This is a genomic window from Leptospira levettii, from assembly GCF_002812085.1.
Classification (GTDB): Bacteria; Spirochaetota; Leptospiria; order Leptospirales; family Leptospiraceae; genus Leptospira_A; species Leptospira_A levettii.
The window spans coordinates 1,385,305-1,410,235 of the sequence record NZ_NPDM01000001.1 but is presented as its reverse complement, the minus strand read 5'-3'; the positions used below and the strand labels follow the sequence as shown (position 1 = coordinate 1,410,235).

The following is a 24,931-nucleotide window of genomic DNA, read 5'->3' as shown; positions in this document are numbered from 1 at the left end:
ATTGATTCCATCTTGTTTCCGAAAGAAAACAAGACATTTTTTTTAGTGAAAACGCTGTTCGAAAAATGAAAGGATTGTCCCAGTTCTAAAACGATAAAATAGAATTAACTACTTCCAATTTCTGATTTAAGCCATTTTTTCTCGCCAATGGATTTTTTCATGTTTTCAATGAGTGCAACAGAAATGTTGGTATTAAGTTTTACCATATCTGGGTCTTGTGCAACAAGGATCATCTCATCTATCAAATAATCAATTAGGTTCTCTATCGATTTTCGACCTGATGGATCAGTCGCCATCGCAACTGTGGCTTGAGAAACCGCAGAATAAATGGTCAAACTAATTTGTTTTGTAAGGTTAGCTTGCATTTCTTTTGGAAGTAAAGAAATGGGTTTCATATTAGCAGATACTCTTTCAGATACTTCCGTCACTAAATTTTGAATCAAAGCTTGTAGATTTGGATTTTGTGCCGACTGTGCTATATTTTTAAGTGCTACTTTTTTTAACTCTGCTCGGTTTTGGTCGATGGCATTTACCAATTGATCAAGAGAATTTCCTGAACGAACTTCGTTTTGTGTTTCTGTTAAAATTTGAATGGTGACAATATCAGAAATTTCTTCTTTAATGATATTTGAATAATAACGTAATGTTTTACTAATCAAATCATTTCCCAATATTTTGGTGAATTGATTTGTCTGTAACATTAAATAAATTTTATAGACACGAACCAAACGGAAAAAACGAAATTCTACGATTGGTATGAGTCCCAAAACGTCATACCAATGATAAATAGGATACAAAAACCAAGCTATGTATGTTTTGTTTTTGATGGCAAGTAACCAACTGATTACAAACTCTGCCAAAAAGAAAAATAAAAATGGTGCATCTAACAGTAAATAGTTGTTAACAGGTGTTCCATCCGAAGAGATTGCTCGGTAATAATTGAGTGCAAAGTATTCTCGAAAGTTTGCATTAAAAAACTCAATTTTTTGTTCCAATGATCGATTTTGGTCTCTCCAAAACCATGCAAAAGCAACAACTGTAGAAGGAATTCGATCCCGATTTAAAATTGGGTCCAATTCTTGTCTTAGTTTTAAATCTCGTGCTTTTGTTTTATGAGTTTGGTATTCATTTTTAATTTTTGATTGGATATCCAATAGAAATTGTGTTTGTCCAGACATGGCAAATGGATTGTTCTCCACAATCTCTAACATTCGTTTGTCCATTTTTTGGATAATTGACAAAATTTCTTTTGATTCATTGGTCTCAATACTCAATCGATTGATAAAAGCATACTTTTCAGAAAGTTCACTTAAAGTTGTGATCTCGTCTGTCTCTTCCATCACACTAAAAAATTCATTCAATAGGAAAAGAATCTCTTCGACTTTTTTTCGTCGTAATTGTATGTCTTCGATTTTGAGTGCTGCTTCAAAACCAATGTAAAGTGAATCAAATTTTTCGTTGGCAACTTGTGTTTTAAGAGAAGTTAAGACTTTATAAATTTCTTCTCTTGTGTTTTTTCTTTGGTTTTCTCGAAACTCATCATCTCGTAATTGAGTTAGGTATTTAAGATCATCCACCAAATCTGTGTATGCTGTTGTAGTTCGATGTGCTTCAATCCCTAAAATGGGTTTGTCATACATGGAAAGGATTTCTGGGAATTTATGAAAATAAAATGGCCTTAAACTTAAATAACTCAAATCAAATATAATAAGAGCTAAATTTCCAAGGACAACAAACACCATTGTGATGTCCCATAACAAAGGAATTCCCAATTTATGTTTTTTAATCAAGTCCCAGGAAATCATAACATTACCAAGGGTAGATGTTTCCTACCCTATCCTTTTTACATATTGCGGCGGTACTGACCTCCCACTTCATACAATGCATGTGAGATCTGCCCTAAAGACGCCACTTTCACCGTTTCTAGTAACTCTTGAAAGATATTTTCTTTGGCACGAGCTACTTGTTTTAATTTTGTGATCGCGGAATCCGTTTTGCCAACATTTGCTTTTTGGAATGCCTTCAAATTGCCAATTTGTTGTTGTTTCTCCTCATCTGTCGAACGAATCACTTCCCCAGGAATCACTGTTGGGGAACCATTTCGATTGAGAAATGTATTCACTCCGATGATCGGATATTCACCAGTATGCTTTAAAGTTTCATAATGGAGGGACTCTTCTTGGATTTTATTCCTTTGGTACATTCTTTCCATTGCACCGAGTACGCCCCCACGTTCTGTCAATCGATTGAATTCGGTGAGAATTGCCTCTTCTACCAAATTGGTCAGTTCTTCAATGATGAAAGCTCCTTGTAATGGATTTTCATTTTTAGCAAGACCTAACTCGCGATTGATGATAAGTTGGATGGCAACAGCTCGCCGAACGGATTCTTCTGTAGGTGTTGTAATTGCTTCGTCATAGGCATTTGTATGAAGGGAATTACAATTATCATAAATTGCATATAAGGCTTGCAATGTGGTTCTAATATCATTAAAGTCAATTTCTTGAGAGTGAAGTGACCTTCCAGAAGTTTGAATGTGATACTTTAACATCTGCGAGCGTTCATTCGCTCTGTATTTGAACTTCATTGCTTTCGCCCAAATCCGTCTAGCCACACGACCAATCACTGAATACTCAGGATCAATTCCATTGGAAAAGAAGAAGGACAAGTTCGGAGCAAAGTCATTGATGTCCATCCCACGGCTAAGATAATATTCCACATACGTAAATCCATTTGCTAGAGTAAAGGCAACCTGAGTGATTGGATTGGCACCTGCTTCTGCTATGTGGTAACCACTAATAGAAACGGAATAAAAATTACGAACTTGATTTTGAATAAAATGATGTTGGATATCACCCATCATCTTCAACGCAAACTCTGTCGAAAAAATACATGTGTTTTGGGCTTGGTCTTCCTTTAGAATGTCCGCTTGGACAGTTCCTCTCACTTGAGAAAGAGCATCTTTTTTTAATTTCTCATATGTATCTTTTGGAAGGACATCATCTCCGGTAACCCCAAGTAAGAGTAATCCCAAACCATTATTTGTTTCTGGTAAGTTTCCATCAAACTTTGGAACAGGTAATCCTTTTGAATCAAATATGGATTTGATTTTGGATGTGACCTCTTCTGTTTTTCCTTCCGACCGAATGTACTTTTCACAAGCTTGGTCAATTGCTGCATTGAGAAAAAAAGCAAGGACCATTGGTGCAGGTCCGTTGATCGTCATGGAAACAGAAGTAGAAGGATCACAAAGATCAAAACCTGAATAAAGTTTTTTTGCATCGTCTAACGTTGCAACATTGACACCAGAGTTTCCAATTTTTCCATAAATATCAGGTCGTATGTCTGGATCCTCTCCATACAAAGTCACAGAATCAAAGGCAGTTGACAGACGTTTGGCGGGCATTCCCGAACTTAAATAATGGAACCTTCGATTGGTACGCTCTGGTCCACCTTCGCCTGCAAACATACGCGTTGGGTCTTCTCCACTTCGTTTGTATGGATACACACCTGCAGTGTATGGGAAAAATCCTGGAAAGTTTTCTTGGTAAGACCATTCTAAAATATCACCCCAATCCACAAATCGTGGAGTGGCAATTTTTGGAATTTTAAGATGACTTAATGATACAGTATAATTATCAACTTTGATTTCTTTGCCACGGACAAAGTAAGAATATTGTTCCTTACGAAAGGACTCAATTTTTTCTGACCAAGTTTCAATGGTATTTCTTGAATCTACGGATAAAGAATTCCAAGTTGTTTGGTATTCAGATTCCAAATCTACTACTGATTTTCCTTTTTTGGAAAGTAAAGTTATAGCACCTTTCAGTTGGTAGGCGGAACGAGCAAGGTCGGCTTCCTTTTTGATCCATTCTGCATTTCGATCAATTTCTTCTTTGATTTCTGTTAAGTATCGAACACGGTCTGGAGGTAGTACAACGGATGCTTCTCTTCCAACTTGGTTTTTTTGGTATTTTGATTTCCAATCTAAATTTGATTTTTGAATCACCACTCCCATCAAGTGGGCATACAATTCATCTGTCCCGGCATCTTGGAATTGAGAAGCAATAGTTCCAAACACTGGCATACTATCGACGGTATCATTGAATAAATTACGGGAACGTTGGTATTGTTTTTTGACATCTCTTAAGGCATCAAGGGCACCACGTTTATCAAATTTATTGATCGCAATGACGTCCGCATAATCGATCATATCAATTTTTTCCAATTGAGTGGCAGCACCGTATTCTGGTGTCATCACATACAATGATACATCCGCAACTTCTGTGATTTCAGAATCACTTTGCCCTATTCCTGCTGTTTCCACAATGATGAGATCATAACCAGCTGACTTAAGAATCTGGATGGCACCTTTTACACTTCGGTTCATGGCAATGTTTGCTTCTCTTGTGGCAAACGAACGCATGTAAACCCTATCATTGAAAATGGAATTCATACGTATACGATCACCAAGTAGTGCACCACCTGTTTTTCGTTTGGAAGGGTCTACCGATAAAATCGCAATGGTTTGGTTTGGAAAATCATCCAGATAACGACGAACAAGCTCATCCGTTAATGATGATTTTCCAGCTCCACCTGTACCAGTAATCCCAAGGACAGGAATTGTTTTTTTAGCAGGTGGAAATTCCAAATTGATTGAATACTTTGTTTTTTCTTGCAAAAGAGAAAATTCCATCTGTGTGATGGCTTGTCCCAAAGCTAAATAGTTTTTCTTTTGAATGTGTGACGCCAAATCACCGTTAAATGACAGTGGTGTTGCGAAATCAGATTGTTTAACCACATCATTGATCATACCTTGAAGTCCGAGGGTACGACCTTCATCAGGTGAATAAATATGTGCAACGCCATATTGATGCAAAATTTGAATTTCAGAAGGTAAAATCGTTCCCCCACCACCACCGAACACCCGTATGTGGTTTGCTCCTTCTTTTTTTAACAAATCAATCATGTATTGGAAGTATTCTACGTGACCACCTTGGTAACTGGTGATGGCAATTCCTTGGACATCTTCTTGGATGGCACATTGAACGATTTCTTGGACACTACGGTTGTGACCTAAGTGGATCACTTCCACTCCACTTTGTTGTAAGATCCTACGCATGATATTAATGGAAGCATCGTGTCCGTCAAAAAGAGAGGCCGCGGTCACAAAGCGGATTTTGTTTTGAGGGGAGTAAGTCAGAATTTCGGTGCTCATAGAGAACAACGTTCTATGAGCATAGTCCTGGATTCAATTGGAAAATGTGACGAGAATGACATAACTACTCTGATCATGCCATATTTTCGTTAAAAGTCGAGACTAAAGGATGGATTCTGCCTGTTTCATCAACTCTCTCACCTTGTTTTCCAAGATTTCAGTGAGTTCCTTTGCGGCTTTTTTCTCAGGGCCAGTCGGAAACTCGGAGGGTGGAATGGGTTTTCCAATCTGGTAACGAATCTTTGTTTTGAAAGCATCTCCGGTAAGAAATGCCTTGGGTTTGGACATATTGGTCGCCCCTACGATCCCAGATGGAATGATGGGAACACCCGCGCGGATCGCTAGTTTTGCCGCCATGGCACGAAAGGATTGTAATTCTCCTGTTTCGGAACGTGAACCTTCTGGGTAAATGGAAAGCAATTCTCCCTCTTTCATCAGATCCACCATATAATTCTCTAGTTTTTCATAGTATTCCATCGCTGCCCGTTTGTCCATTTCTGATTCTTTCGCAGCATTTCGAATGATGGGCATACTCCCCCAATTGATTAAATTTTTTTTCACCACACTTCCCAGTGAGTTCAATAAAACTTCAATCACAGGTTTTGTGAGACTGAGGGGTGGGTAATGAAAAGGAGAATTTTTATGGTTGATAATGGCCATAATCTCTTCTTGGGGGTGGAAAAGTTCATATTTTCCTAAATAAACAATTTTACGATCTGCAAAGGCACCTTGGACAGGAATGTCCAAATAATCAGTATGATTGGAGATGATGAGGGCCCCACCTGATTCAGGGATATTCTCGGAACCAGCTACTTTTACGTCATAAATGAGCTCTAAAAGGTTACGGAGGATGGTTTTTGGCACCTCACGAGGAATCACAAACAAACTTTCTAAAATATCAGCGGGATTTGGGTTAGGTTCCATAGAAACATCACATATTTCAAAATAAAACTTTATGAAATCAAGTTCGATTTTCATCTTAGATGGAAAATCCTATGAAAGAACTCTTTTTAGCCGAAACATCCCCATGGTTCTCATCAGGTCCACTCGATGCCTTACACATCTTGGACCCTTCCCTTGGAGGAATCTTTTTTGTGATTTCTACCATCTGCCATTATTTGGGTGGAAGTAGTTTTTTCCTTGGTCTTATCTCTTTTGTTTACCTGTATTACCGACCAAAACTTGCTTTTGAACTTTCTTTAGGTCTATTAACCTCAGGCATTGCCGTTTCACTTTGGAAATTTTATTTGGAAAGCCCAAGACCATTCCCTTATCCAGAAACATTTGATGAAAAAGCGTTTGGTTTACCTTCTGGGCATGTTTATTCGGCGATTGTCGTATGGGGTCTGTTAGCGTACCGTATTCCCAAATTATGGTTTCGAATTTTGTCCATACTCATTATTTTGTTTATGCCATTTTCCAGAATGTATTTAAGAGTACATTATTTGGGAGACGTGACTTTAGGATTTGTTTTGGGTATTTTACACTTAATCATTGTTTTGTTATTATTAAATAAATATTACTCAAACAAAGTGGAATCGTTTCTTTTTACAAACCAATATAGAACATTAGGTTTATTGGGCATTGTGCTTACCTTGCTACCAATAACACTCGATTCTCCTTTCTTAACAGAGGAACACCATCATAGTTTATCTGGAGTTTTAATGGCGAGTGGGGCACTTGGAGGATTTTGGCTTGGAATCTTATTTTACCCAAGATTTAGCAAAAAAGAATTTTTGGATTGGAGTATGCCCACTATCAATTTCCAATTCGGTTCTGATGTTTTCGCAGTTTTTTGGAAAACTTTTTTTGTAAGACTTTCCATCTTAGTAATTGTGATGGCGTTGTTTTATGTAATCCCTGGAATTTTGATTAAAAAAACAATTTGGAAAGATGATTTATTTCTAAGATACATTCGTTACTTAGTGGTTAGTTTTGCATTGGTATGCATTGTTCCACTGATTTTACAAAAGATCCAAAAAGGAAAGTTTTTGCAAAACTAATACATGCAAAAAATTAAAAAAATCTTCCAACTTCTCAAAGTCGAACTGATGAAAGAAGGAGTTTTAAAAAACTCTTTCTTTGTAAGTAGTTCCAAGGCAATTTCGGCGGTCTCCAATCTTGTCTTTATGATTTATTCCGTAAATTTGCTAAGCAAAGCGGAAAATGGAAAACTACAATATTTTTTAGGATTCCTTCCTGTTGTACTTGCGATTGCTGAGTTTGGTTTACCAAATGCACTCATCAAATACATCTCACCTTTGGCCGAAAAAAAAGAAAATCCAGGAGCCATTTTAAATGCATCGCTAAGGATCAAATTTTATTCTTTTTTATTCTTATCAGTGATTACGATCATTGCCTATTTTACAAGTAACGAAAACTATTTAGTCCTATTACTTCTGTTATTTGGCGGTATCATCATTTCCTTTATTTCCTATTTTGAAAGTTTATTTGTCTCCTATCGGAAATATAAATCATTATCTCTTTGGAATCCCCTTCCTAATATAATTCGATTAGTATTACTTTTTTATTTCTCGGAAACGAACGAACATCCGTTAACTTATATGGATATTCTTGCAATCTTTTGTATTGCACCGATATTTGTTTTATTTTTGTTTTTTATTTTTTTTGGAAAAGAAGAGATCTCATTTTCAGCAAATCCATCCGAAGTCCGATTAAATGAAAAAAAACTGCTTCTATTTAATTTATGGGCATTTGCAGCTTCTATTTTTGCCATTTTATCAGATAGGATGGAGATTTTCTTTTTAAACCAATTCCATCCTCCTGAAATTGTGGCCGATTATGGAACCGCCTTGCAATTGTTTAGCGGATTTATCATCATTCTAGCAACATTCAACTCTATCATTTATCCAAAAATGGCAAGACTCGCAGAAACAGATGAATTCCCAACGGTTCTAAAAAAATCCGTTTTTTTAGGTGGAATGATAGCAATCTGTTTGGCACCAGGAATTTTACTCGCTGAACCCATTTTAACATTGTTATTTGGTACAAAGTATACTAACTCTATTTCTGTTTTTAAAATTCTATATCCCAATTTCTTATTACAATTGGTATTTGCTCCACTAGGAACTGCATTATTTGCCTTGGGACTTCCTAGATTACTCGCGGGTCTAGCCTTATTAAGACTTTTATTTGGTGCTTTGTTTGACTATTGGATCATCCCTGACTTCGGAGCAAACGGAGCCGCTGTTTCTCTATTTTTAGGTCAAATTGTATCTTGGTTATTACTCACAGGATATTTTATGGCTTACTTTCGGAAATAACGTAATCGTAGATTTTTTTATAGTTAGAAATCAGAACTTCCCATTCATTGGGACCAATATTATTTTTGTTTAACATCTGATAGGCGTCTTTTACTGATTTACCTTCTGCTAAGTACTCTTTTAGTTTCAAAAGTACAATTTTAAATTGGATTGAGTCCAATTGTATGTCATAGTCCCTATTGATTTTTGTACCTGATGACATTTCAAATTCTCTTACAAAAAATTCTGAAAGTGCTAAAATGCCGTAACCTTTCTCACTAATAGGTTGTAAGTCAGTTCTTGTTTTTGCCCAAGCTAATAAAAATAAGGAAGGGACAGGTGGATAATCACCTAACGTGGTACCATCTGGTAATTGTAATTTTTGTGAAAACCTTACGATTGCTCTCGCTAATTCTTTTTTACGTCTCAAAGAAATTTTGGATGCATCTTTTTGTGTTAAATAAGAAACAATCACCCCCTCTTCTTTACTATGGTCTGTTTTTTCAAAAAATCGACTCAGGTCGTAGGAAAAACGAGTGTCAGCTTCCCTGTAAGAGAAAATAACCAACAGAAGAGGGAAAATGAGAAGAAATCCATGCCGATATTTCAAAAGTATTTTCTTCATCCCTTCTAGTATCGGGATTGTTTGTTACCTCATTCTTTCTTTTTTTCAAATCCTTGGTGCCCAGTCCTATTCTGACTCTGTAAAGGACGATGATCGAGCCAATCGGCAATTTGGATTGGTCAAGGTGGGAGAACGCCAAAATTTGCTCCCACAACTTTCTGAAAAGGATGGATTCGGATTCCAGTCTTCTGTGGTTTCGGGAGGAAAATTCCAATCCCAAAAAGGTGGAATCGATTCAGAAAAAGCCAACCGTTACCACTCAGAAGGCATTCTAACTACACCATCATTATTTTCATTCACTCAATCAACATGGGCATCCGGATTTTTTGTCTCACCTCGTGTCACACTCAGCGAATCCCGCATCACGAACAAAGAAGTTAGAACCGTGTATGACACAGAAGTTAATTTCCTCTTCAGAAAGGAAATTTCGAAAATCCAACTCTCTATGGAAGTTGGCCGTGGTTACAATCGACTTGACCGTTATGGATTTGTATTTGTGGGAATGGCAAATGCCATCTTTTTATCTCTCGACACTCAATATGGATTTCGCCTAACAGGAATTCGTTTAAATGCCAAACCTGAATTAGAAAATTGGTTTGGGCCTCCTTGGTCAGGTTACAGAAGAGAATTTTATGGTGGTCGTATCTCTTCAGAAAAAATACTATTTTGGGAAGAGTTTCGGCTGTTTCATTTTGTGTATGAAGACCCCAATCACAATACAAATGAATCTCTTGGTTCGGGGCAAAAAGTCTCAGGCAGGTATTCTTATTCGGGAATCGAATTCCAATCTAAACCTTTTTTGGAAACATGGAGGTTTGATTTTACAACGATTAGGTTATTAGGGGAATCCAAATCTTCTAGTTCACCATGGTCTGAATCAAAAATAGCAACCAATTCATATTTGGGATACTTTTCTTTACACACTCAAAATGAAAAATTGAGTTTCGCTTTAGCAGGACTTGTCACCAAAAAAGATGAAAAAGATAGAATTGATTCAAATAGCAATGGTTATGCGTCAAGTTTCGCAGAACCAAGAGTAATGGGAGGTTATTCTTCCTTTTTACTCTATCAATCCTTAGATTTTATCCATCCACCTTTGTTCCGAGATCGTACAATTTCGACAAATCCCAATTTTGAAAACAAAGGGAATCAGATGTTTGGAGTACAATTGGGTTGGGATTGGAATTCTTGGATTCGTAGTGATGTATTTATCAACCGTTCTGATTCCATTTTAGGAAGAGGAAATGAGGTGATTGGCAAATTGAGTCTGCAAGCAAAAGACTATGGAAATTTAGTTTCGCAATTTAGTATTTCGTATACTCAAATGGACCCTAGAAAAAATAGAGTTCTCATCACAGAACCATTTACAGAAAAAGAACCTAACAAAGAATACATAAGGTTTTATGTTTCTTTAGGAATTCAGTTTTGATTGGTTATTCCTGCAATCCGATTCCACGTTTTAAAAAATCGAACTTCATTTCCTTTTTCATTATAAACAATAGAATCAATATTCATTTTAGCTAAAAAAATCCCTCGTCCACTAACTAAATTGGCACTTGGATTTTCAATCGGATTGGGAATTTGTGAAACGGCAAAACCATTTCCTTCATCTCGAATCACAATCGTAACACCCACATCATCCATGAGTAACTCTACAAAAACAGATGAATTATTACCGGCACATCGTTCATCGACATATTTAAAATAATCTTGGTTGGATTCTAAACATTCCTGTTTTTCAGCATAAGTCACACCCGCAACACCATGTTCGATGGCATTTGCCAATAATTCATACAACACAATTTTTATAGAGATTAAGTCTTCAGGTAAAGCATGAGGTGAATTTAATATTTGTTTGGTTAAAAAAGCAATATAGGATGTTAACTTTTTGATTTGAGGTTTTAATTTAATTTTGCAATCACCGCTGAATTGTGTGATTTCACCACTATTATATAGTAAGGTGAGGTCAATGTCTGCATTTTCAAATTTTTTAATCCGAGAGCGGAGAGCTTCCATTCGGAAGGGTTTTAGAAAAAAATCAACGGCTCCCATACGAAACACATCGATTGCAATTTGAATGTCACTGTCTCCAGTGATTACCAAAAAGGGAGTTTGGTTTCCGTCTGCCCTTAATTTTTGGATGAATTGGATTCCATTTAATCTAGGTAAGCTGATGTCCGAAATGATTAAATCAAAAGTGTTTTGGTTGGCAATAGCAAGAGCCTCCATCCCGTCGGAGGCTAATGTAACATTAAATTCGTCTTTGAAATATTCCCAAAACAATTCACGAATTGTTTCTTCGTCGTCAACAAATAGGATTTTCATAAGGAATGGCTTAGGGAATTAGATTGCCTTACCTTTAACAATTGTAAATCTATTTTTGAATTTTAGTCTTCCAAGTTGTAAGAACGTCCCAATTTGTAAGTAGACTGAAGCTCTTGTTGCAAATCCAAAATCTCCTTTTTGGTAAAAAAGGCGATTTTACCTCCAGACAACTCGAACGCGTAGTAGGTGGACTCTTCCGATTGCAAAAGAGTTTTTAATTGGCTAAGGGAGCTAATACGAGTTCCATTTACCTTCTCTAAGACTAAATCTTGGAAGTCCTGGTATCCTAGGTTACCTTCTAGGGGGAAAACACGACTGAGGATCACTATTTTTTCCCTGACTGGGTGGACTTTCTTTTGGTAATAATCTGACAAATACACCAATTTTTTTTCAGACTTCACCCTGTATTCCGAACCAAACTCTTTGAGATACGCATTGGAAAGTTCCGTAAAGAAAAATCCCCCTACAATCAAATACAAAGGTCTGCGATCTTTTGCTTCTTCTGGAATTAAAAAATCATTAGAATCATAGGCCCTTAGATCATAAGAAATACTGATACTTTGAAAATTTCGATGTAATTTAAGTTGGATCGTTTCGCCTAATTCTCGCAAACGTCCATCGGGTTTACGTAATAACAAATCCAAAACTTTGTCAGCACGGTCCCATTCATCCACTTTCGTAAGCGGAAACGAGTTGATCATGGTCACCAAATCTCCAGGGAATAAATTATAAGCTGGTCCAACACCAGGAATCACTTCTGATACCAAAAGTGGATTTGGAAATGATTTTGAATAATATTCTCTCTCCGAAGGAGTTAGATTCACATCGAATAAGAATCCTGGGTGAGGAAATGACTTACCACCAGATCGTAAAAACAATTCTACATATTCGGTTGGGATTAAAAAATCAGAAACCGCAATTCCACATAACAATTGATTTTTGAAGAAAAAATCAGACTCTTCTGTTTTTTTCTGTTCTAACATCAATACTTTGATTGGCGTTTTGGAAAAAGGCAAATAAACATACCGAGATTTTCCAGTCGGACAATGTTTGTCTGTCAGTTTTAAATCTAAATTTACAGGTTTTGGATATTTCTGCATTCCTTTTGATTCTAATAATAGAAAGCCAGTCTCACCATCATACGCTTTGATTGCCAATTTTGGTACAGAATAATCAAAGGATTCAAATTCCGCATAAACGGGGTTTTGTTTAGAAAGAGTGACACCAAAAAATTGTCCTTTTCCTAAGTGAATGATGTTTAATTTGCGATTAAATGGTTCACCAACTAACCATGGATTTTGGTGGCTAATCTTTTGAAAGGTTACCCTTGCTTCTATGACACGCTTGTCTTCAAACTCTTCCGCAAATACATTGGAGGTAAGCAACACTAAAAATGATACAAGGACAATCGACTTAAAGTTCTTCATAATTGGCACCATATCTTTTTTTAACTCGTTGGTTCATTTGGTAAATGGATTCAGGTCGTAACACAATTGGGAGATCCATACCTCTAAATTTTAGTACAATCATTCCACGTTTATTTTCTTTCCAAAGGGTTTTAAATTCACTTAAATCTTTTGGAACTCTTCCGTTAATCGACTCTACTACTTTGTATTTATATTTTTTATACTTCGATGTTTCTGGATCATTAAATGTGTAACTCAAAACAATATCTCTAGTTGTATACCGATAGAGAAGGTCTTGGATAAAATAACTGTAGTGGTATTGTAAGGAACTATCTAAATCACCATCTTCAGAGTGGAAAAAAGATCGTGTGATTGGTTGGAAAACAAAACCCGCTTGCAAAAAATAATCTTCAGTTCCATCTCGATAGAGTTCCAATGCATAATTTTTCTGCAAATTAACTTCTGCTTGGTTTTGTTTTCCTGCTCGATAAAAACTGATCGTAACTTTTGAATTCAATTGTTTGTCTTCAATCCAATCGATGATGAACTCTTTTTTATTGGAAGAAGTGAGTTCACCATCGTTTGAGATGGAAATTCCATCCACTGCTGTCACAAAATCTTTTTCTTTTAATACTTTAGAGAATGTTGAAGAAGGATAAATTCGATTCACAAAAATTCCTGTTTCACTCGAAGGAACTTTCATTGCTTGTTTTAAACTTTTTGGATTTCCATTTTGGAATGTAAATCCCAGATTTGGAAAACCATCATATTTTCCATCATTAATATCTTCTAAAAAATGTCGGATGATATCATTCGAGATCAAATATGCAATCCCTTGTTCTAATGTACTGATCTGAAATACTAGACCAACCACCTTTCCATTTTGAACAGCGGGTCCACCAGAATTGCCAGGTTGTATATTTGCCGATATTTTTAAAACATTTCTATAATCTAACCCAGAGTAGGTGTATCGATTCTTTTCAAATCGTAAAATGGATCCTTTTTCAACCGATAAACTGTCATTTCCATTTGGAAAACCTAATAACAATACATCCGAACCCAAATTGGGAATTCCCTCTAAAAAACTTAAGGATGTTGTTTGTTCTGAAAAATCTGGATCATTCACTTGTAATAGTGCTAAGTCACAATCATAACCAATAAATTTTACATCTGCTAAGTATTCTTTTTTAGTGAAACTACTCTTTACTAAAATTCGTTTTGCATCACGAACTACATGTGCATTGGTTAAGATGGTTTGATTGGGCAATACCAATCCTGAACCAAACCCTGTATAAAGATTTTTTTTCATCCAAGGTTGGGTTTTATTCTCAGTGTTAAACCCTTCATTCCGAATGAGAACTACGGAACGAAAAATGGAATCCACTGCGGGTTCTGATTCAGTTTGTGAAAATAATGTCCCACTCCATAAGAATAAACTGAGACAAATTAAGATGATTTTATTCATAATACAGAATTACTTTCTCCCAAATGATTTGAGTTTCTGAAATTTTTTTAAGAAGAGCCTTCCCTAAGACTCGTTCTCCTGGTTTTGGATCTTTCCAAATGGTATTCGAAACCATTAATTCACCTGTAGGTGCAGAGGGGGCACGTATCAATCGATAGATAGAGTCTTTAACGCACGTAATGCGAAAAACATAAGAAACTGTTTGATCCCAGTAAAAACTTTGGTCTTTTTCTACAAATTCCAACGGACAGGAAGAATCAAAAAAGATTTCTAAATTGGAAGGGACTTCTTTTCGCCTCTTTGGATTTTCTGCAATGGATTTGAAATAGAACAAGTTTGGATTTTGAATTGGTTGATAAGAGGTTACCTTGGTAGGTTTTTCATTTCGTATCTGATTTACTTTTTTTTGAGGGTAATCCAAATCTGTATCATCAAAATTAGTTTTTGCACCTTCGTTTGCATTTGATCCTACAAATTTAAGTCCTGTTTGGATTTCCAAATATTGTTTTTTACCAATTCGTTGAACAGACTTTAAACGAAATTCTTCTTTTGGTATATTGTTTCTATTTTGAGATAAAAATTCGATAAAAATGGGTTCTTCCGTTGTTTGGCAACTGAGTCTGTAATAAGTAACCGATGAGATTTTGGATGCCAATTGTATATGGCAATTCTCGTCTATCGTAGGGTATACACTACGATTCCGAATTTTTTGTTGGAAGTTTTTTGAAATTTTACCTTGTTTCCATTGAATGATTTCATCGTTCAATGATTGTAACGAATGAACCGTTGGAATTTTGTCAGCAGATAGATTGGCTAACGAAAATAGACTTAAAACGACTGAGAATGATATTGAAACATGCCAATTCATGGTTTACCGACTATCTTTAGTATCGGATTCTATACCCCTCGGAATCAACTCTCGAACAATTGATTTCTTTTCTCATTATGTCCCAGACCAGCTTTGAATTTTTTTTTTGGTTTTCAGACTTTCAAAAATTCGAGGGGGGGAAAAGTAATGTAAGAAATAGGAGAATACTTTTTTGAACTGGAACTTTCTTAAAACCGAAATAGAACCTGGTGACTTCCTCATCGATTGTCGTTCCCAATCAGCATATGAAGAAGAAACATTAGAAGGTGCCTACTACTATCCATTTATCAAAAAAGCATTCGGCTCTGACCCTGAATCCCAAAAAAAATTATATGGCCCTATGGCCTCTGTGGTCCAAGAGTTTCAAAAATCAAAAAAGACAAGAATCATTGTTTTTGATGAAGGAATGGGGATGTTTTCCACTCGTATGGTGTATTTACTCCGTGGAATGGGAATCAAAGATGCATATGTTCTTGGCCAAAAATGGCCTGTAGAAGGCAAAAAAGCAAAAGGAGATCTCAAAATGGAACCTCCTGTTGCGGATAAGGCAAAACCAATCGAAGGTGTTGTTGATAAAGCCTTCATGGAACGAAATCTTACGAAATTACAAATCTTTGATGCAAGGACTATGGACGAATACGAAGGTCGTCTTCCTCGTCTCACAGCACCAGAAGAAGGAACTCTTTGTGGTCGGTTACCAGGAGCTTTCCTTTGGGATTGGAGGAATTTGTATGATGGAGAAGCCAATCTCATCGAACGTTCTATTTTCAAAAAACGTCTGAATGGTTTTCCTTTTATGCCCGAAAGACCAACTGTGATTTATGATTACAATGGTGCCAGATCGTGTTTGTTAGCTCTTATGTTACGAGAGGCAGGATACATTGACGTTACCACTTACCAAGGTTCTTGGTTCGAATGGCGTAAATCCAACTTACCCAAACAAGCAGTTGCCGTTTTTGGTGCCAAACAAGGTGCACAAGCAGCAGCTCCAAGGGTAGGTGGAGTCGATCGAAAGAAAGTCTAAAAAAAGATTTACGTAACTTAAGACCATCGGTTCACTAAGCTCTCGCTCTTGGAGGATCCGATGGTTTTTCGTTTTTTATCCCTATGTTTTTTCTTTTTGTTCCTGGAATGTGCATCACATATTCTCACACCCATTCCCATTCAGGAAGAAATCTACCAAGTTTCCAAACAAATTCAATGGATCCAAAAACCAACAGAGTTCATTCTCAAAAATACATCCTTTGACAAAAACTTCATCAAATTATCGTTAGATGAACCTTTCCTCTCTGTTTCCGAAGTAGAAACCATTTCCAAATACCGAATGGCTTCTTTTAAATTTGAAGAGTCAATCAAACGAACCTGTTCCGAACAAACAGTGGATTCCATCAAAAAAGAAAATGGGAAAATTACCATCTTTGGTAAATTAACAGGGAAAAATTGTTCTTCCAATTACGAGGTCAACTTTGTTGCAAAATCTGATACTGAAATTGAATTCAAAATCACTGTCTCAGATGAAAATCTAAATCGAATCCAACTTGTGTATGTTTCTCAGCCGGATGAGAAGTTTTTTGGACTCGGTGAACAATTCACTTATGATGAGTTCAAAGGGAAAAAACCATTTTTCTTCACAGAAGAACAAGGCATTGGTCGTGGAGACCAACCCATCACTACAGGAGCCAATTTACTCGCAGGAGCTGGCGGAAACGCTTATACAACCTATGCTCCGATTCCCCATTATATCAGTTCAGAAAATCGATCTGTCTTTTTTGAAAACAGTGGTTATGCGAAGTTTGATTTTGATCACGCAAAAAAAACCAAGGTAGAATTTTGGGACTTCCAATCTGAAAAATCCATTTCTGGTACCATTTGGCTCGGCACATCTGCCAAATCACTCATCGAAACCTACACCAAAAAAACAGGACGTTTTCCAAAACTCCCCGAATGGGCGTACGGTACTTGGTTAGGTGTCCAAGGGGGAACTGATAAGGTTACATCCATCGTCAAACAAGCAAAAGATGCTGGAAACCCTGTTACAGCACTTTGGATCCAAGATTGGTGTGGAAGGCGAGTTACCAATTTTGGTGACCAACTCAAATGGCGTTGGTATGCCGATGAATCCCTCTATCCAGATTTTAAAAAATTTGTAAAATCAATGAATGATCAAAACGTGCAGGTATTAGGTTATATCAATTCTTTCTTAGCGGATACTGACCCTAAAAAACCTGGTGATGATTTTACAAACCCCCTCCTCACAGAAGCAAAAACAAAAGGGTATCTTGTTAAAAATGCAAAAGGAGAAGATTACCTCATCCAAACCGTTGGTTTTCCAGCTTACCTCATTGATCTTACCAATCCACTCGCTGTGAAATGGACAAAAGACCTCATCAAAAAGAATTTAATTGGAATGGGTCTATCTGGATGGATGGCCGACTTCGGAGAATGGTTACCCTATGATGCAAAACTTTACTCAGGTGTAGATGCAAAAGTGTACCACAACCGTTACCCTGTGGATTGGGCAAGGATCAATCGTGAAGCCATCAAAGAAGCAGGGATGGAAGGAAAAATTGTATTTTTTACAAGAGCAGGTTATAGTTATTCCAATGCTTATTCCACACTTTTTTGGGAAGGAGACCAAATGGTCAGTTTTGGAACCAATGATGGACTTCCGTCATCTATTGTTGGACTCACAACATCAGGTATCAGTGGTTATGCGTTAAACCATAGTGATATTGGTGGTTACACAACGATATCCAATCCTTTAAAAAACTACCATCGTACCAAAGAATTATTACTCCGATGGGCAGAAGTTTCTGCATTTACGCCTGTCTTTCGCACACACGAAGGGAACAGACCTCTGAAAAACTGGCAAGTCTATACATACACAAAACCTGATGGAACTAAATCACTGGGGGATGAAGATACAGTCCAACTGTTTGCTAAAATTGCAAGGATCCACTTTGCCTTAAAACCATATATCCAAAGTTTGGTGGAAGAAGCATCAAAAACAGGACTTCCTGTTGTGAGACACAATGCCATTGTGGAACCAGAAGACAAAATTCTCCTCAATTACAAATACCAATTTTTCTTAGGAGATGATTTGCTCGTCGCTCCTGTTGTGGAATCAAATGAAATTGTACAAGATGTATATTTACCTCGAGGGAAATGGACTCATTTTTGGACAGGCACAACCTATGAAGGAAATCGAAAAATACAAGTCTCTGCACCGATTGGCAAACCACCTGCTTTTATCCGTGTGGGAGGAAAATCAGAGGGTCTCATTCGTTCTTCCTTAGAAAGTATACGGAATAAGAATTAAGGAACCAACCCAGATGAAATTTGCATTAATTGGAGACATCCATGGTTATTGGAACCAAAAGGACATTGAATACTTCAATGAGTCAGATTATGACTTTTTGTTTTTTACAGGTGATCTAAGGGGGAATCCAAAACTAGGAAAGGTTTCCTTCCAAGGACTCACCAAACGCGCGTATATGATACCTGGAAATTGGGATGGAACAAGTCTCACCTCCGTGGTTGGAGAAATTGTAAATTCCAAACTCCTGATCCAATCAGGTCATTTGGGGCAAGGTAGAAGATTACAAAAACTATCCGAACGAGTGAGACCAATCACAATCCTTGGTTATAGTTCACTTGTATTGTCACAAGAATTGGATTTGTCTCTCATTGTAGGGAGACCACATGCCATGGGTGGAGGACTTAGTTTTGCACCTCATTTAAAAAAGACCTATCATGTAACCAATATGGAAACCTCCATCGAAACCTACAAACGCCTGATTGATGGAACAAAAGAAAAAAATTTACTCTTCCTTTCGCATAACGGACCTTTTGGGCTTGGTTCTGCTAAAAATGCGATCTATGGTGCAGAATTTAAAAAGGAAGGTGGTGATTGGGGTGATACCGATTTAACGGAAGCCATTCAATATGCCAAATCGATTGGGAAAAAAGTTCCCCTTGTCCTTTCTGGCCACATGCACCATTCCATTAGCAAAACCAAAGAAAGGGAAACACATGAATACACTGGTGGGACTTTTTATGTGAATGGAGCCAAAGTCCCAAGGATCAGAGAAGGGAAACACTTTCACACAAAGATCGAATGGACAGGGGGATCTGCCACTGTCATCCCCTTGTGGGTTTAAGGGAGTAAAAGAGTTTCGATTTCGATTTTGCCAGTAAGAATCTTGTGTACGGGACAAGCATTGGCAACAGAGTACAATCGATCTCTTTCCTCAGGTTTTAAATTTCCTTTAAGAGTGACTTCACGAACAAATTTGTGGTCTTCTGGGGAACGTTTATCAATCGTTACTTGGACAGAAACTGAATCTAAAGAATACCCTTTTCGATCTGCATACATTCTTATCGTAATCGATGTACATGCTCCTAAAGAGGAGGCAAGAAGTTCTGTCGGCATAGGACCTAGGTCAGTTCCCTCTTTATCTGCTGGTTCGTCTGCTATCCAATGGTGTTTGCCTTTTGAGATTTTGGTTTCGTATTTCGTGTTTTCTGTTGTGACGATTACTTTGTCTTCGAATACTGCTGTCATTTGGAATCTCCTGTACGAATTCGTTCCGCTTCCTGAATCGCTTTGTCTCTATTTTTTAACATAGCTTCTTCGACTTTCAATCTCATATTTTCAAATTCCACCTCGTTTAATTCGCGAGGAACGTAAATTGGTTCTCCATACGAAACAACAAAGGTTGTAAACGGTTTTGGAACCCTATGTTTGTCCCAAGCTTTTTCCAAAATCCATTGCCTTGAACATTCATAATGAAAAGGGACAATGGGAACTTGTGTGACTTGTGCAGCTGCTATGATTCCAGGTTGAACAATGAGTGCAGGTCCTCTTGGTCCATCAGGTGTAAATGCAGCAGGTAATCCTTTTTTTAAATGTTGGATCATTGCTTTTAATGCTTTTGATCCACCTTTAGAACTACTGCCACGTATGCTTGAATTCCCAAAACGGTGAACCACTTGGTTGATAAAATCTCCGTCTTTTGATTCTGAAATTAAGACTGCTACATTTTTATTTCGATGAAGGTAAGGAGAGTACAATACGTTCGTATGCCAAATGGAATAGATATATGGTTTTTTATTTTTAAATATTTCTTCATATTGTTCGTTTTTGAAAATGCGAAATCGCGATGTGAGGCCGATGAATCGTTGTAGCCAAACGATAATAAGAGGTAAAAGCCAAACTAATATTTTTCGTTTCAAGAGATAAATTCACTCCCTGGAGTTTGTTTCCAGAGAATGTTATGATTAGAGAAAGATCAAGTTAAGTTTTCTTCTTAAATAGGTCTCCCAATTTACCTAAGTCTTCAGGTTTGATATTTGTACCTGCAGCTTTTTTGTTCTCTTCTTGGATTTCTTTGTACACTTCTGCTCTATGTACAGAAACATTCTTAGGAGCTTTGACACCAATCTTCACTTGATCCCCTTTGATATCAACGATGACAATTTCAATGTCATCACCTATCATAATGGATTGGTTACTTCTCCTTGCTAAAACTAACACGAGCTAAACCTTTTCGGAAGACATCTCTTCCATTGACTCTATTATATTTTTGCGAATTGGATGGTTCTCATCTCTAGAAATACATTGTTTTCCTTTTCCTTCTTTCCCATTCAGGATGATAGGCCCTTGTAAATTGGCAGTCATACCTTTTGGATTGTCATGGGGAATGGTCACAATGAGAAAAATTATCCCATCTTTCCAACTAGTTAAACCGATATCATGTAACTCTTCGTCACTGATTGCAGGTTTGTAATGATTCATAAACAGTTCAGGTTGGATCACAATAAATGCAAGACCCGACTCTTTTGTGGATTGTAACCATTTGAATGGACTTTCTGCACTTTCTTCAATCAGTGCATATTCATCAAATTCTTCAAATCCAAGTAACCCTTGTGGGAATTTTAGAATTTGTTTTGAATCCACTTGGATGGTTCCGAAAGGTTTTGTATGAATCGTTACCGACATTCTAGTTCCTGTTGTTTCTAATCTTTCTAATGTGCCTGTCATTTAATCCCAATTACCTGAGGAAATCCATCAAAGTTGGTTTGATGATTTTAGATCCAACATTGAGCGCATAACTATGAATAGTTTCTAACCATTTCATATTCATGATGGTTTCCGGAAAATCTATTCCTTCATTTTTAGCAAGGAGTTCCGTCATGTACATTTTATCATAAGAAACACGTTCTTCATGTTGTTCCAAACGATTCATACGTGCACCAATAGTAGAACGGTGGCGTAAAATATTCTCCAAAGCTAAATCCAAATCACCTAAATCACGACCACCAATTCTTTCTTGGTCTTTTTGGATGAGGTCATTTCGAAGTTGGATGAGAACATCAAAAACAGAAAGTCCTGTTACCGTAGCTGATTTAGAAAAATTATTGGGTGGTTCACTGGCACTTGGTTCAATGAGTCCGATATCACGTAACACAGTTCCACCATCTACATCCTCTAACCAAATTTGGTGAGGAGCTGTGGAAGAAATGGAGATGTTATCTTGGGCGAGTTTACTTGCTTTCACTTCCAATGGAGCATTATTGATTTTATCGATCACATCATCAATGGTATCACCCACAGATATATGGATTTCCACTCCATCAATTTTAAACTTTTGGTCAGAGGTAGCTTGGTAAGCAGAGTTGTCCACTTTGGATGTAACACTTACGTTTGTTCCCCAAAACACTTTGTTCCCTGGAATTGTGATGGGAATGTATTCACCTTTTTCAATCTCACGGAGTTGTTCGCCTATATCCCCGCGGTATTCCACACCAACATATTGGTTTTTTAGTTCTAAACCTTGCAAACCCTTAATTTTTGATTCGATTGGTTCAAAGGGAGGTCTTTCAATCACATGACCACCAAACAAAGGTTGTCCTGTCGCATCACGAGCGTTTGCGAGATCCACAATGGCACGTAAATGTTGGTCAATTTCTTTTCCAATGGCTACTTCGAGTTCGAACCCTTTGTCACCTTGGTAAATACCATTTCCAGCTTGTACGGTTAACACACGTACGCGTTGGAAAATTTCACCCATCTTATCTAGGACTCCATCAATCTGTTGCAATCGTTGGTATCCATCACCAATGTTTTCTTCGTATTGTGAAAGTTCATTGAGTCGCGAACGAAAGTACATTTGGTTGGTAGCAGCACCCGGATCATCGGAAGGTTTACGGATTTTTAATCCAGTCCCTAATTGAGTTTGGGTTTCGTCCATTGCCACTTGGTGGCGGTTTAAATTCCGCACCAAGGAATTGTTTTGCATCATGTTAGTGATTCTGATCATAATTATACACCTAACCTATTGATGATGGTATCTAACATTTCATTGAGGGTGGAGATCATACGAGCCGAGGCATTATATGATTGTTGGAACTGGACCATATTGGCCATCTCCTCATCTAAGTTCACTCCCATCACTGATTGGCGCATGTTTTCCAATTCCACCATCAGTTCGTTTTGAGTGGTATACTCTTGTTTCGCTTCCCGAGCTTCAGTTCCCAGTCTTGAAATCAGTGAGTTGTAAAAATCATCCGTTGTTTTGGAATAATCAAACATCACTGGTTTTTCTCTTAGTGCCGCTGCAATGAGAAGTGCATTGGATCCATCTTTTTGACCGTTTGGTGAATTGTAATCGCCTGATCCATTCACATCCTTACCCCGACCAGCTGCAATGTTTGCCGGGTTATTTCTCACATCGTCTGACATCTTAAAAAAAGAAGAAGGATGGTACATCGGTGTGAGAGTGATGTCTTGTGCATTTGTTTGGAACTTATTGATCTCACCAATTTTACGGTAATCAAACGATCCTGATACACCAGATGCAGTCAAAATCCCTGTGAGTCCAACAAGGAGCTCTCCAGAGTCTTCTAAGTGACGGATCATAAAGTTTTCTTTTTTATCGTGTGGGTTTGTCGTTGCTTTTAGCGCCAATTGGTTGTCATGCGACATGTAAGCAACAACACCAGTTTCCGAACGATTGATACGTTTGATGACAGCATTTAATGTATCATCCTTGGAATATGGTACAAGGATTTCTGTTTCGCCACCTGGACTTGCTTTTAAAAATCGCATAGTCCCTGAGATTCCGATCGGGCGATCAGGATCAAGAGAGGTGCGACCTGTCACACGAAACACTGCTGTTTTATCATTGAGTCCATCACCATCAGTGTCAATTTCCCCAAAGGTATTCGTTGCAAGGGCTCTTTGTTCGAAGAAGTTCACATTGGTTTTGCCATTCAGACCAAATCCATCTTTGTGGATTTCATTGATGACATCCATAGCATTGATCGCAAGGGCATCGACAGCATTGATTTTTTCGACTAAGATTCGATCTCTGATTTCATATAGGGCTTGGATACTCCCTTTTCGCAGGAGAACTGTATCACCAGTTTCAGACCATTTTAAATCTAGCAATCCGTCATTATTTGGATTCCCAACCAAGTCTATTTTGTGAACTTTTTGCCCTTGGATAAGGATTTGTTGGCCAATAAAAACCATGAGTTCATCTTCATCACTTCGTCCGATGGTAATATCCGCCATACCAGCTAATTCTTGCAAAAGTTCATCCCTTCTATCCAAAAGGTCATTGGGATTGTCACCTAATGCTTGTGACTTGGTAATCTTTTCATTGAGTGATTTGATGTTTTCTGCAACCGTATTGAGATGGTTTACCTTCGCTTCAATTTCCCGATTGGATTGGTCACGGAGTAGAGAAAGTTTTCTGTACACATCTTCCATACGTGAACCAAGTGCTTCGGCTTTTTCTTGTACAACGGCACGGTGAGCGGTCTCTTCTGGATAGTTCGAAAGATCTTCCCAAGAAGACCAAAACTGATCCATCATGGACCTGAGTGTGGTTCCCGTAGGTTCGTTAAAAACTGTTTCTACTTGGTACAAATAATCATTTTTTTTGCCCCAGTATTCTTTTAAGGAAGAGGAATCAATGATACGATCATCTATAAAATTATCACGAACTCGTTCAATCTCAGAAATTTTTACCCCTTGTCCGATTTGGCCGGGTACTTCTGCTCGATTGAAAGCAGGATCATAAATTGGATCCATACTATTCATGACAACTCGTTGACGCGCATAATGTTTGTTATCCGCGTTGGAAATATTATGACCTGTGGTTTGGATCGCTTGTTGGTGGACCGAAAGTCCTCGTTTTCCGATTTCTATACCTTGGAATGTTGATCCCATACGATTCTCCTAGGCAGTCGCGTTCAAAATGATCGCGCCTTTTTGGCTCTGCCCACGCCTTGTTGGTTGTTTGTGAGAGGTATATACCTTTTCACGGGATAACTCTTGAAGAGAGTCAACGGTTGCTTGCAAAAATTCTTTTCTGGTTCTAAGAAGTTTATCATTGGTGATGATGGCATCCTTAAGGTCTGCCACCACTTTTTTGAGTTCTAATGCAAACGTTTTGAGTTTAAAATTGGACTCTCGGTCCATTTGGTTTAAAAAATGAGTGAGTGTGATCGAAGATTCGTCTTTTTGGAACTTTTCCTTTTCATAGACATCTTCTATGGTTTTCATCCGAATTCGTTCCAATTCAGAGGCTTCTACCATGATATGATAACTTTCTTTGACAAAGGACTCGAGTGATTTGCCGTCCGCTTGGTGGATGGCGTTTCTTTTTTTGCCTTCCAAATCCAAAAGGCGCTTGTAACAGTCTATTTCTGTAGTAAATAAACTTCTAAGTGATTCTACCCAATCCAACATG

Annotated in this window: 21 protein-coding genes; 6 read left to right on the top strand and 15 right to left on the bottom strand. The window is 37.6% G+C overall.

The window, feature by feature from the left end:
• Window positions 1-104 precede the first annotated feature (104 nt).
• From CH354_RS06680 to CH354_RS06670, 3 genes are all read right to left on the bottom strand, one after another.
• Window positions 105-1,805 carry a hypothetical protein gene (locus CH354_RS06680; protein WP_100725813.1) on the bottom strand — a complete coding sequence of 567 codons (1,701 nt, stop codon included), beginning with the start codon at window positions 1,803-1,805 and terminating at the stop codon, window positions 105-107.
• A 38-nt stretch (window positions 1,806-1,843) separates the two neighbouring features.
• Entirely contained in the window at window positions 1,844-5,218 is a 3,375-nt protein-coding gene (locus tag CH354_RS06675) for a methylmalonyl-CoA mutase family protein (RefSeq protein WP_100725812.1), read from the bottom strand.
• 102 nt (window positions 5,219-5,320) lie between these two features.
• Window positions 5,321-6,142, bottom strand: a complete 822-nt coding sequence (locus tag CH354_RS06670) for a lysophospholipid acyltransferase family protein (protein ID WP_207762642.1) — start codon at window positions 6,140-6,142, stop codon at window positions 5,321-5,323.
• A gap of 71 nt (window positions 6,143-6,213) precedes the next feature.
• On the opposite strand from CH354_RS06670, the gene CH354_RS06665 reads away from it, so the two are divergent.
• Entirely contained in the window at window positions 6,214-7,221 is a 1,008-nt protein-coding gene (locus CH354_RS06665; protein WP_100725810.1) for a phosphatase PAP2 family protein, read from the top strand.
• A 3-nt stretch (window positions 7,222-7,224) separates the two neighbouring features.
• Window positions 7,225-8,502 (top strand): oligosaccharide flippase family protein, encoded by a 1,278-nt coding sequence (locus CH354_RS06660; protein WP_100725809.1) that lies wholly within the window; start codon window positions 7,225-7,227, stop codon window positions 8,500-8,502.
• On the opposite strand, the gene CH354_RS06655 is transcribed toward CH354_RS06660, so the two are convergent.
• Window positions 8,480-9,106, bottom strand: a complete 627-nt coding sequence (locus CH354_RS06655; RefSeq protein ID WP_100725808.1) for a hypothetical protein — start codon at window positions 9,104-9,106, stop codon at window positions 8,480-8,482. The genes CH354_RS06660 and CH354_RS06655 overlap by 23 nt on opposite strands.
• Between CH354_RS06655 and CH354_RS06650 the strand changes: the two genes are divergently transcribed.
• Window positions 9,063-10,535 (top strand): hypothetical protein, encoded by a 1,473-nt coding sequence (locus CH354_RS06650; protein WP_243395981.1) that lies wholly within the window; start codon window positions 9,063-9,065, stop codon window positions 10,533-10,535. The genes CH354_RS06655 and CH354_RS06650 overlap by 44 nt on opposite strands.
• Here CH354_RS06650 and CH354_RS06645 read toward each other — a convergent pair.
• The 4 genes from CH354_RS06645 to CH354_RS06630 form a co-directional block, all read right to left on the bottom strand.
• Entirely contained in the window at window positions 10,526-11,431 is a 906-nt protein-coding gene (locus CH354_RS06645) for an ATP-binding protein (RefSeq protein WP_100725807.1), read from the bottom strand. The genes CH354_RS06650 and CH354_RS06645 overlap by 10 nt on opposite strands.
• A 62-nt stretch (window positions 11,432-11,493) precedes the next feature.
• Window positions 11,494-12,858, bottom strand: coding sequence for a PDZ domain-containing protein (locus CH354_RS06640; protein ID WP_100725806.1), 1,365 nt, complete (start codon window positions 12,856-12,858; stop codon window positions 11,494-11,496).
• On the bottom strand, window positions 12,845-14,302 hold the full coding sequence (locus tag CH354_RS06635; RefSeq protein WP_100725805.1) for a S1C family serine protease: 1,458 nt from the start codon (window positions 14,300-14,302) through the stop codon (window positions 12,845-12,847). Before CH354_RS06635 ends, CH354_RS06640 begins: the two co-directional genes overlap by 14 nt.
• Entirely contained in the window at window positions 14,295-15,170 is an 876-nt protein-coding gene (locus tag CH354_RS06630) for an LIC11113 family protein (protein ID WP_100725804.1), read from the bottom strand. Before CH354_RS06630 ends, CH354_RS06635 begins: the two co-directional genes overlap by 8 nt.
• Window positions 15,171-15,342: 172 nt before the next feature.
• Between CH354_RS06630 and CH354_RS06625 the strand changes: the two genes are divergently transcribed.
• The 3 genes from CH354_RS06625 to CH354_RS06615 are packed head-to-tail and all read left to right on the top strand — an operon-like array spanning window position 15,343 to window position 19,330.
• Window positions 15,343-16,194, top strand: coding sequence for a sulfurtransferase (locus tag CH354_RS06625; RefSeq protein WP_100725803.1), 852 nt, complete (start codon window positions 15,343-15,345; stop codon window positions 16,192-16,194).
• 60 nt (window positions 16,195-16,254) lie between these two features.
• A complete protein-coding gene (locus CH354_RS06620; RefSeq protein WP_100725802.1) occupies window positions 16,255-18,489 on the top strand; it encodes an alpha-glucosidase in 2,235 nt (744 codons plus the stop codon).
• A gap of 13 nt (window positions 18,490-18,502) precedes the next feature.
• Window positions 18,503-19,330, top strand: a complete 828-nt coding sequence (locus tag CH354_RS06615) for a metallophosphoesterase (protein WP_100716881.1) — start codon at window positions 18,503-18,505, stop codon at window positions 19,328-19,330.
• On the opposite strand, the gene CH354_RS06610 is transcribed toward CH354_RS06615, so the two are convergent.
• The 7 genes from CH354_RS06610 to flgN all read right to left on the bottom strand — a co-directional run bounded on the left by CH354_RS06610 (window position 19,327) and on the right by flgN (window position 24,930).
• Window positions 19,327-19,734, bottom strand: coding sequence for an OsmC family protein (locus CH354_RS06610; protein ID WP_100716882.1), 408 nt, complete (start codon window positions 19,732-19,734; stop codon window positions 19,327-19,329). The genes CH354_RS06615 and CH354_RS06610 overlap by 4 nt on opposite strands.
• Entirely contained in the window at window positions 19,731-20,405 is a 675-nt protein-coding gene (locus CH354_RS06605) for a lysophospholipid acyltransferase family protein (protein ID WP_100716883.1), read from the bottom strand. Before CH354_RS06605 ends, CH354_RS06610 begins: the two co-directional genes overlap by 4 nt.
• 61 nt (window positions 20,406-20,466) lie before the next feature.
• Complete coding sequence (gene csrA / locus CH354_RS06600; RefSeq protein ID WP_012390131.1) at window positions 20,467-20,706, bottom strand: carbon storage regulator CsrA; 240 nt, start codon at window positions 20,704-20,706, stop codon at window positions 20,467-20,469.
• A 3-nt stretch (window positions 20,707-20,709) separates the two neighbouring features.
• Window positions 20,710-21,171 (bottom strand): flagellar assembly protein FliW, encoded by a 462-nt coding sequence (fliW, locus tag CH354_RS06595; protein ID WP_174705089.1) that lies wholly within the window; start codon window positions 21,169-21,171, stop codon window positions 20,710-20,712.
• Window positions 21,172-21,223: 52 nt separating this feature from the next.
• The gene (locus CH354_RS06590) at window positions 21,224-22,489 is read right to left on the bottom strand and encodes a flagellar hook-associated protein 3 (protein ID WP_238761269.1); all 1,266 of its coding nucleotides are present in this window, start codon (window positions 22,487-22,489) and stop codon (window positions 21,224-21,226) included.
• Window positions 22,490-22,494: 5 nt separating this feature from the next.
• Complete coding sequence (flgK, locus tag CH354_RS06585; protein ID WP_100725801.1) at window positions 22,495-24,408, bottom strand: flagellar hook-associated protein FlgK; 1,914 nt, start codon at window positions 24,406-24,408, stop codon at window positions 22,495-22,497.
• 9 nt (window positions 24,409-24,417) lie between these two features.
• On the bottom strand, window positions 24,418-24,930 hold the full coding sequence (gene flgN / locus CH354_RS06580; protein ID WP_100725800.1) for a flagellar export chaperone FlgN: 513 nt from the start codon (window positions 24,928-24,930) through the stop codon (window positions 24,418-24,420).
• Window position 24,931 lies beyond the last annotated feature (1 nt).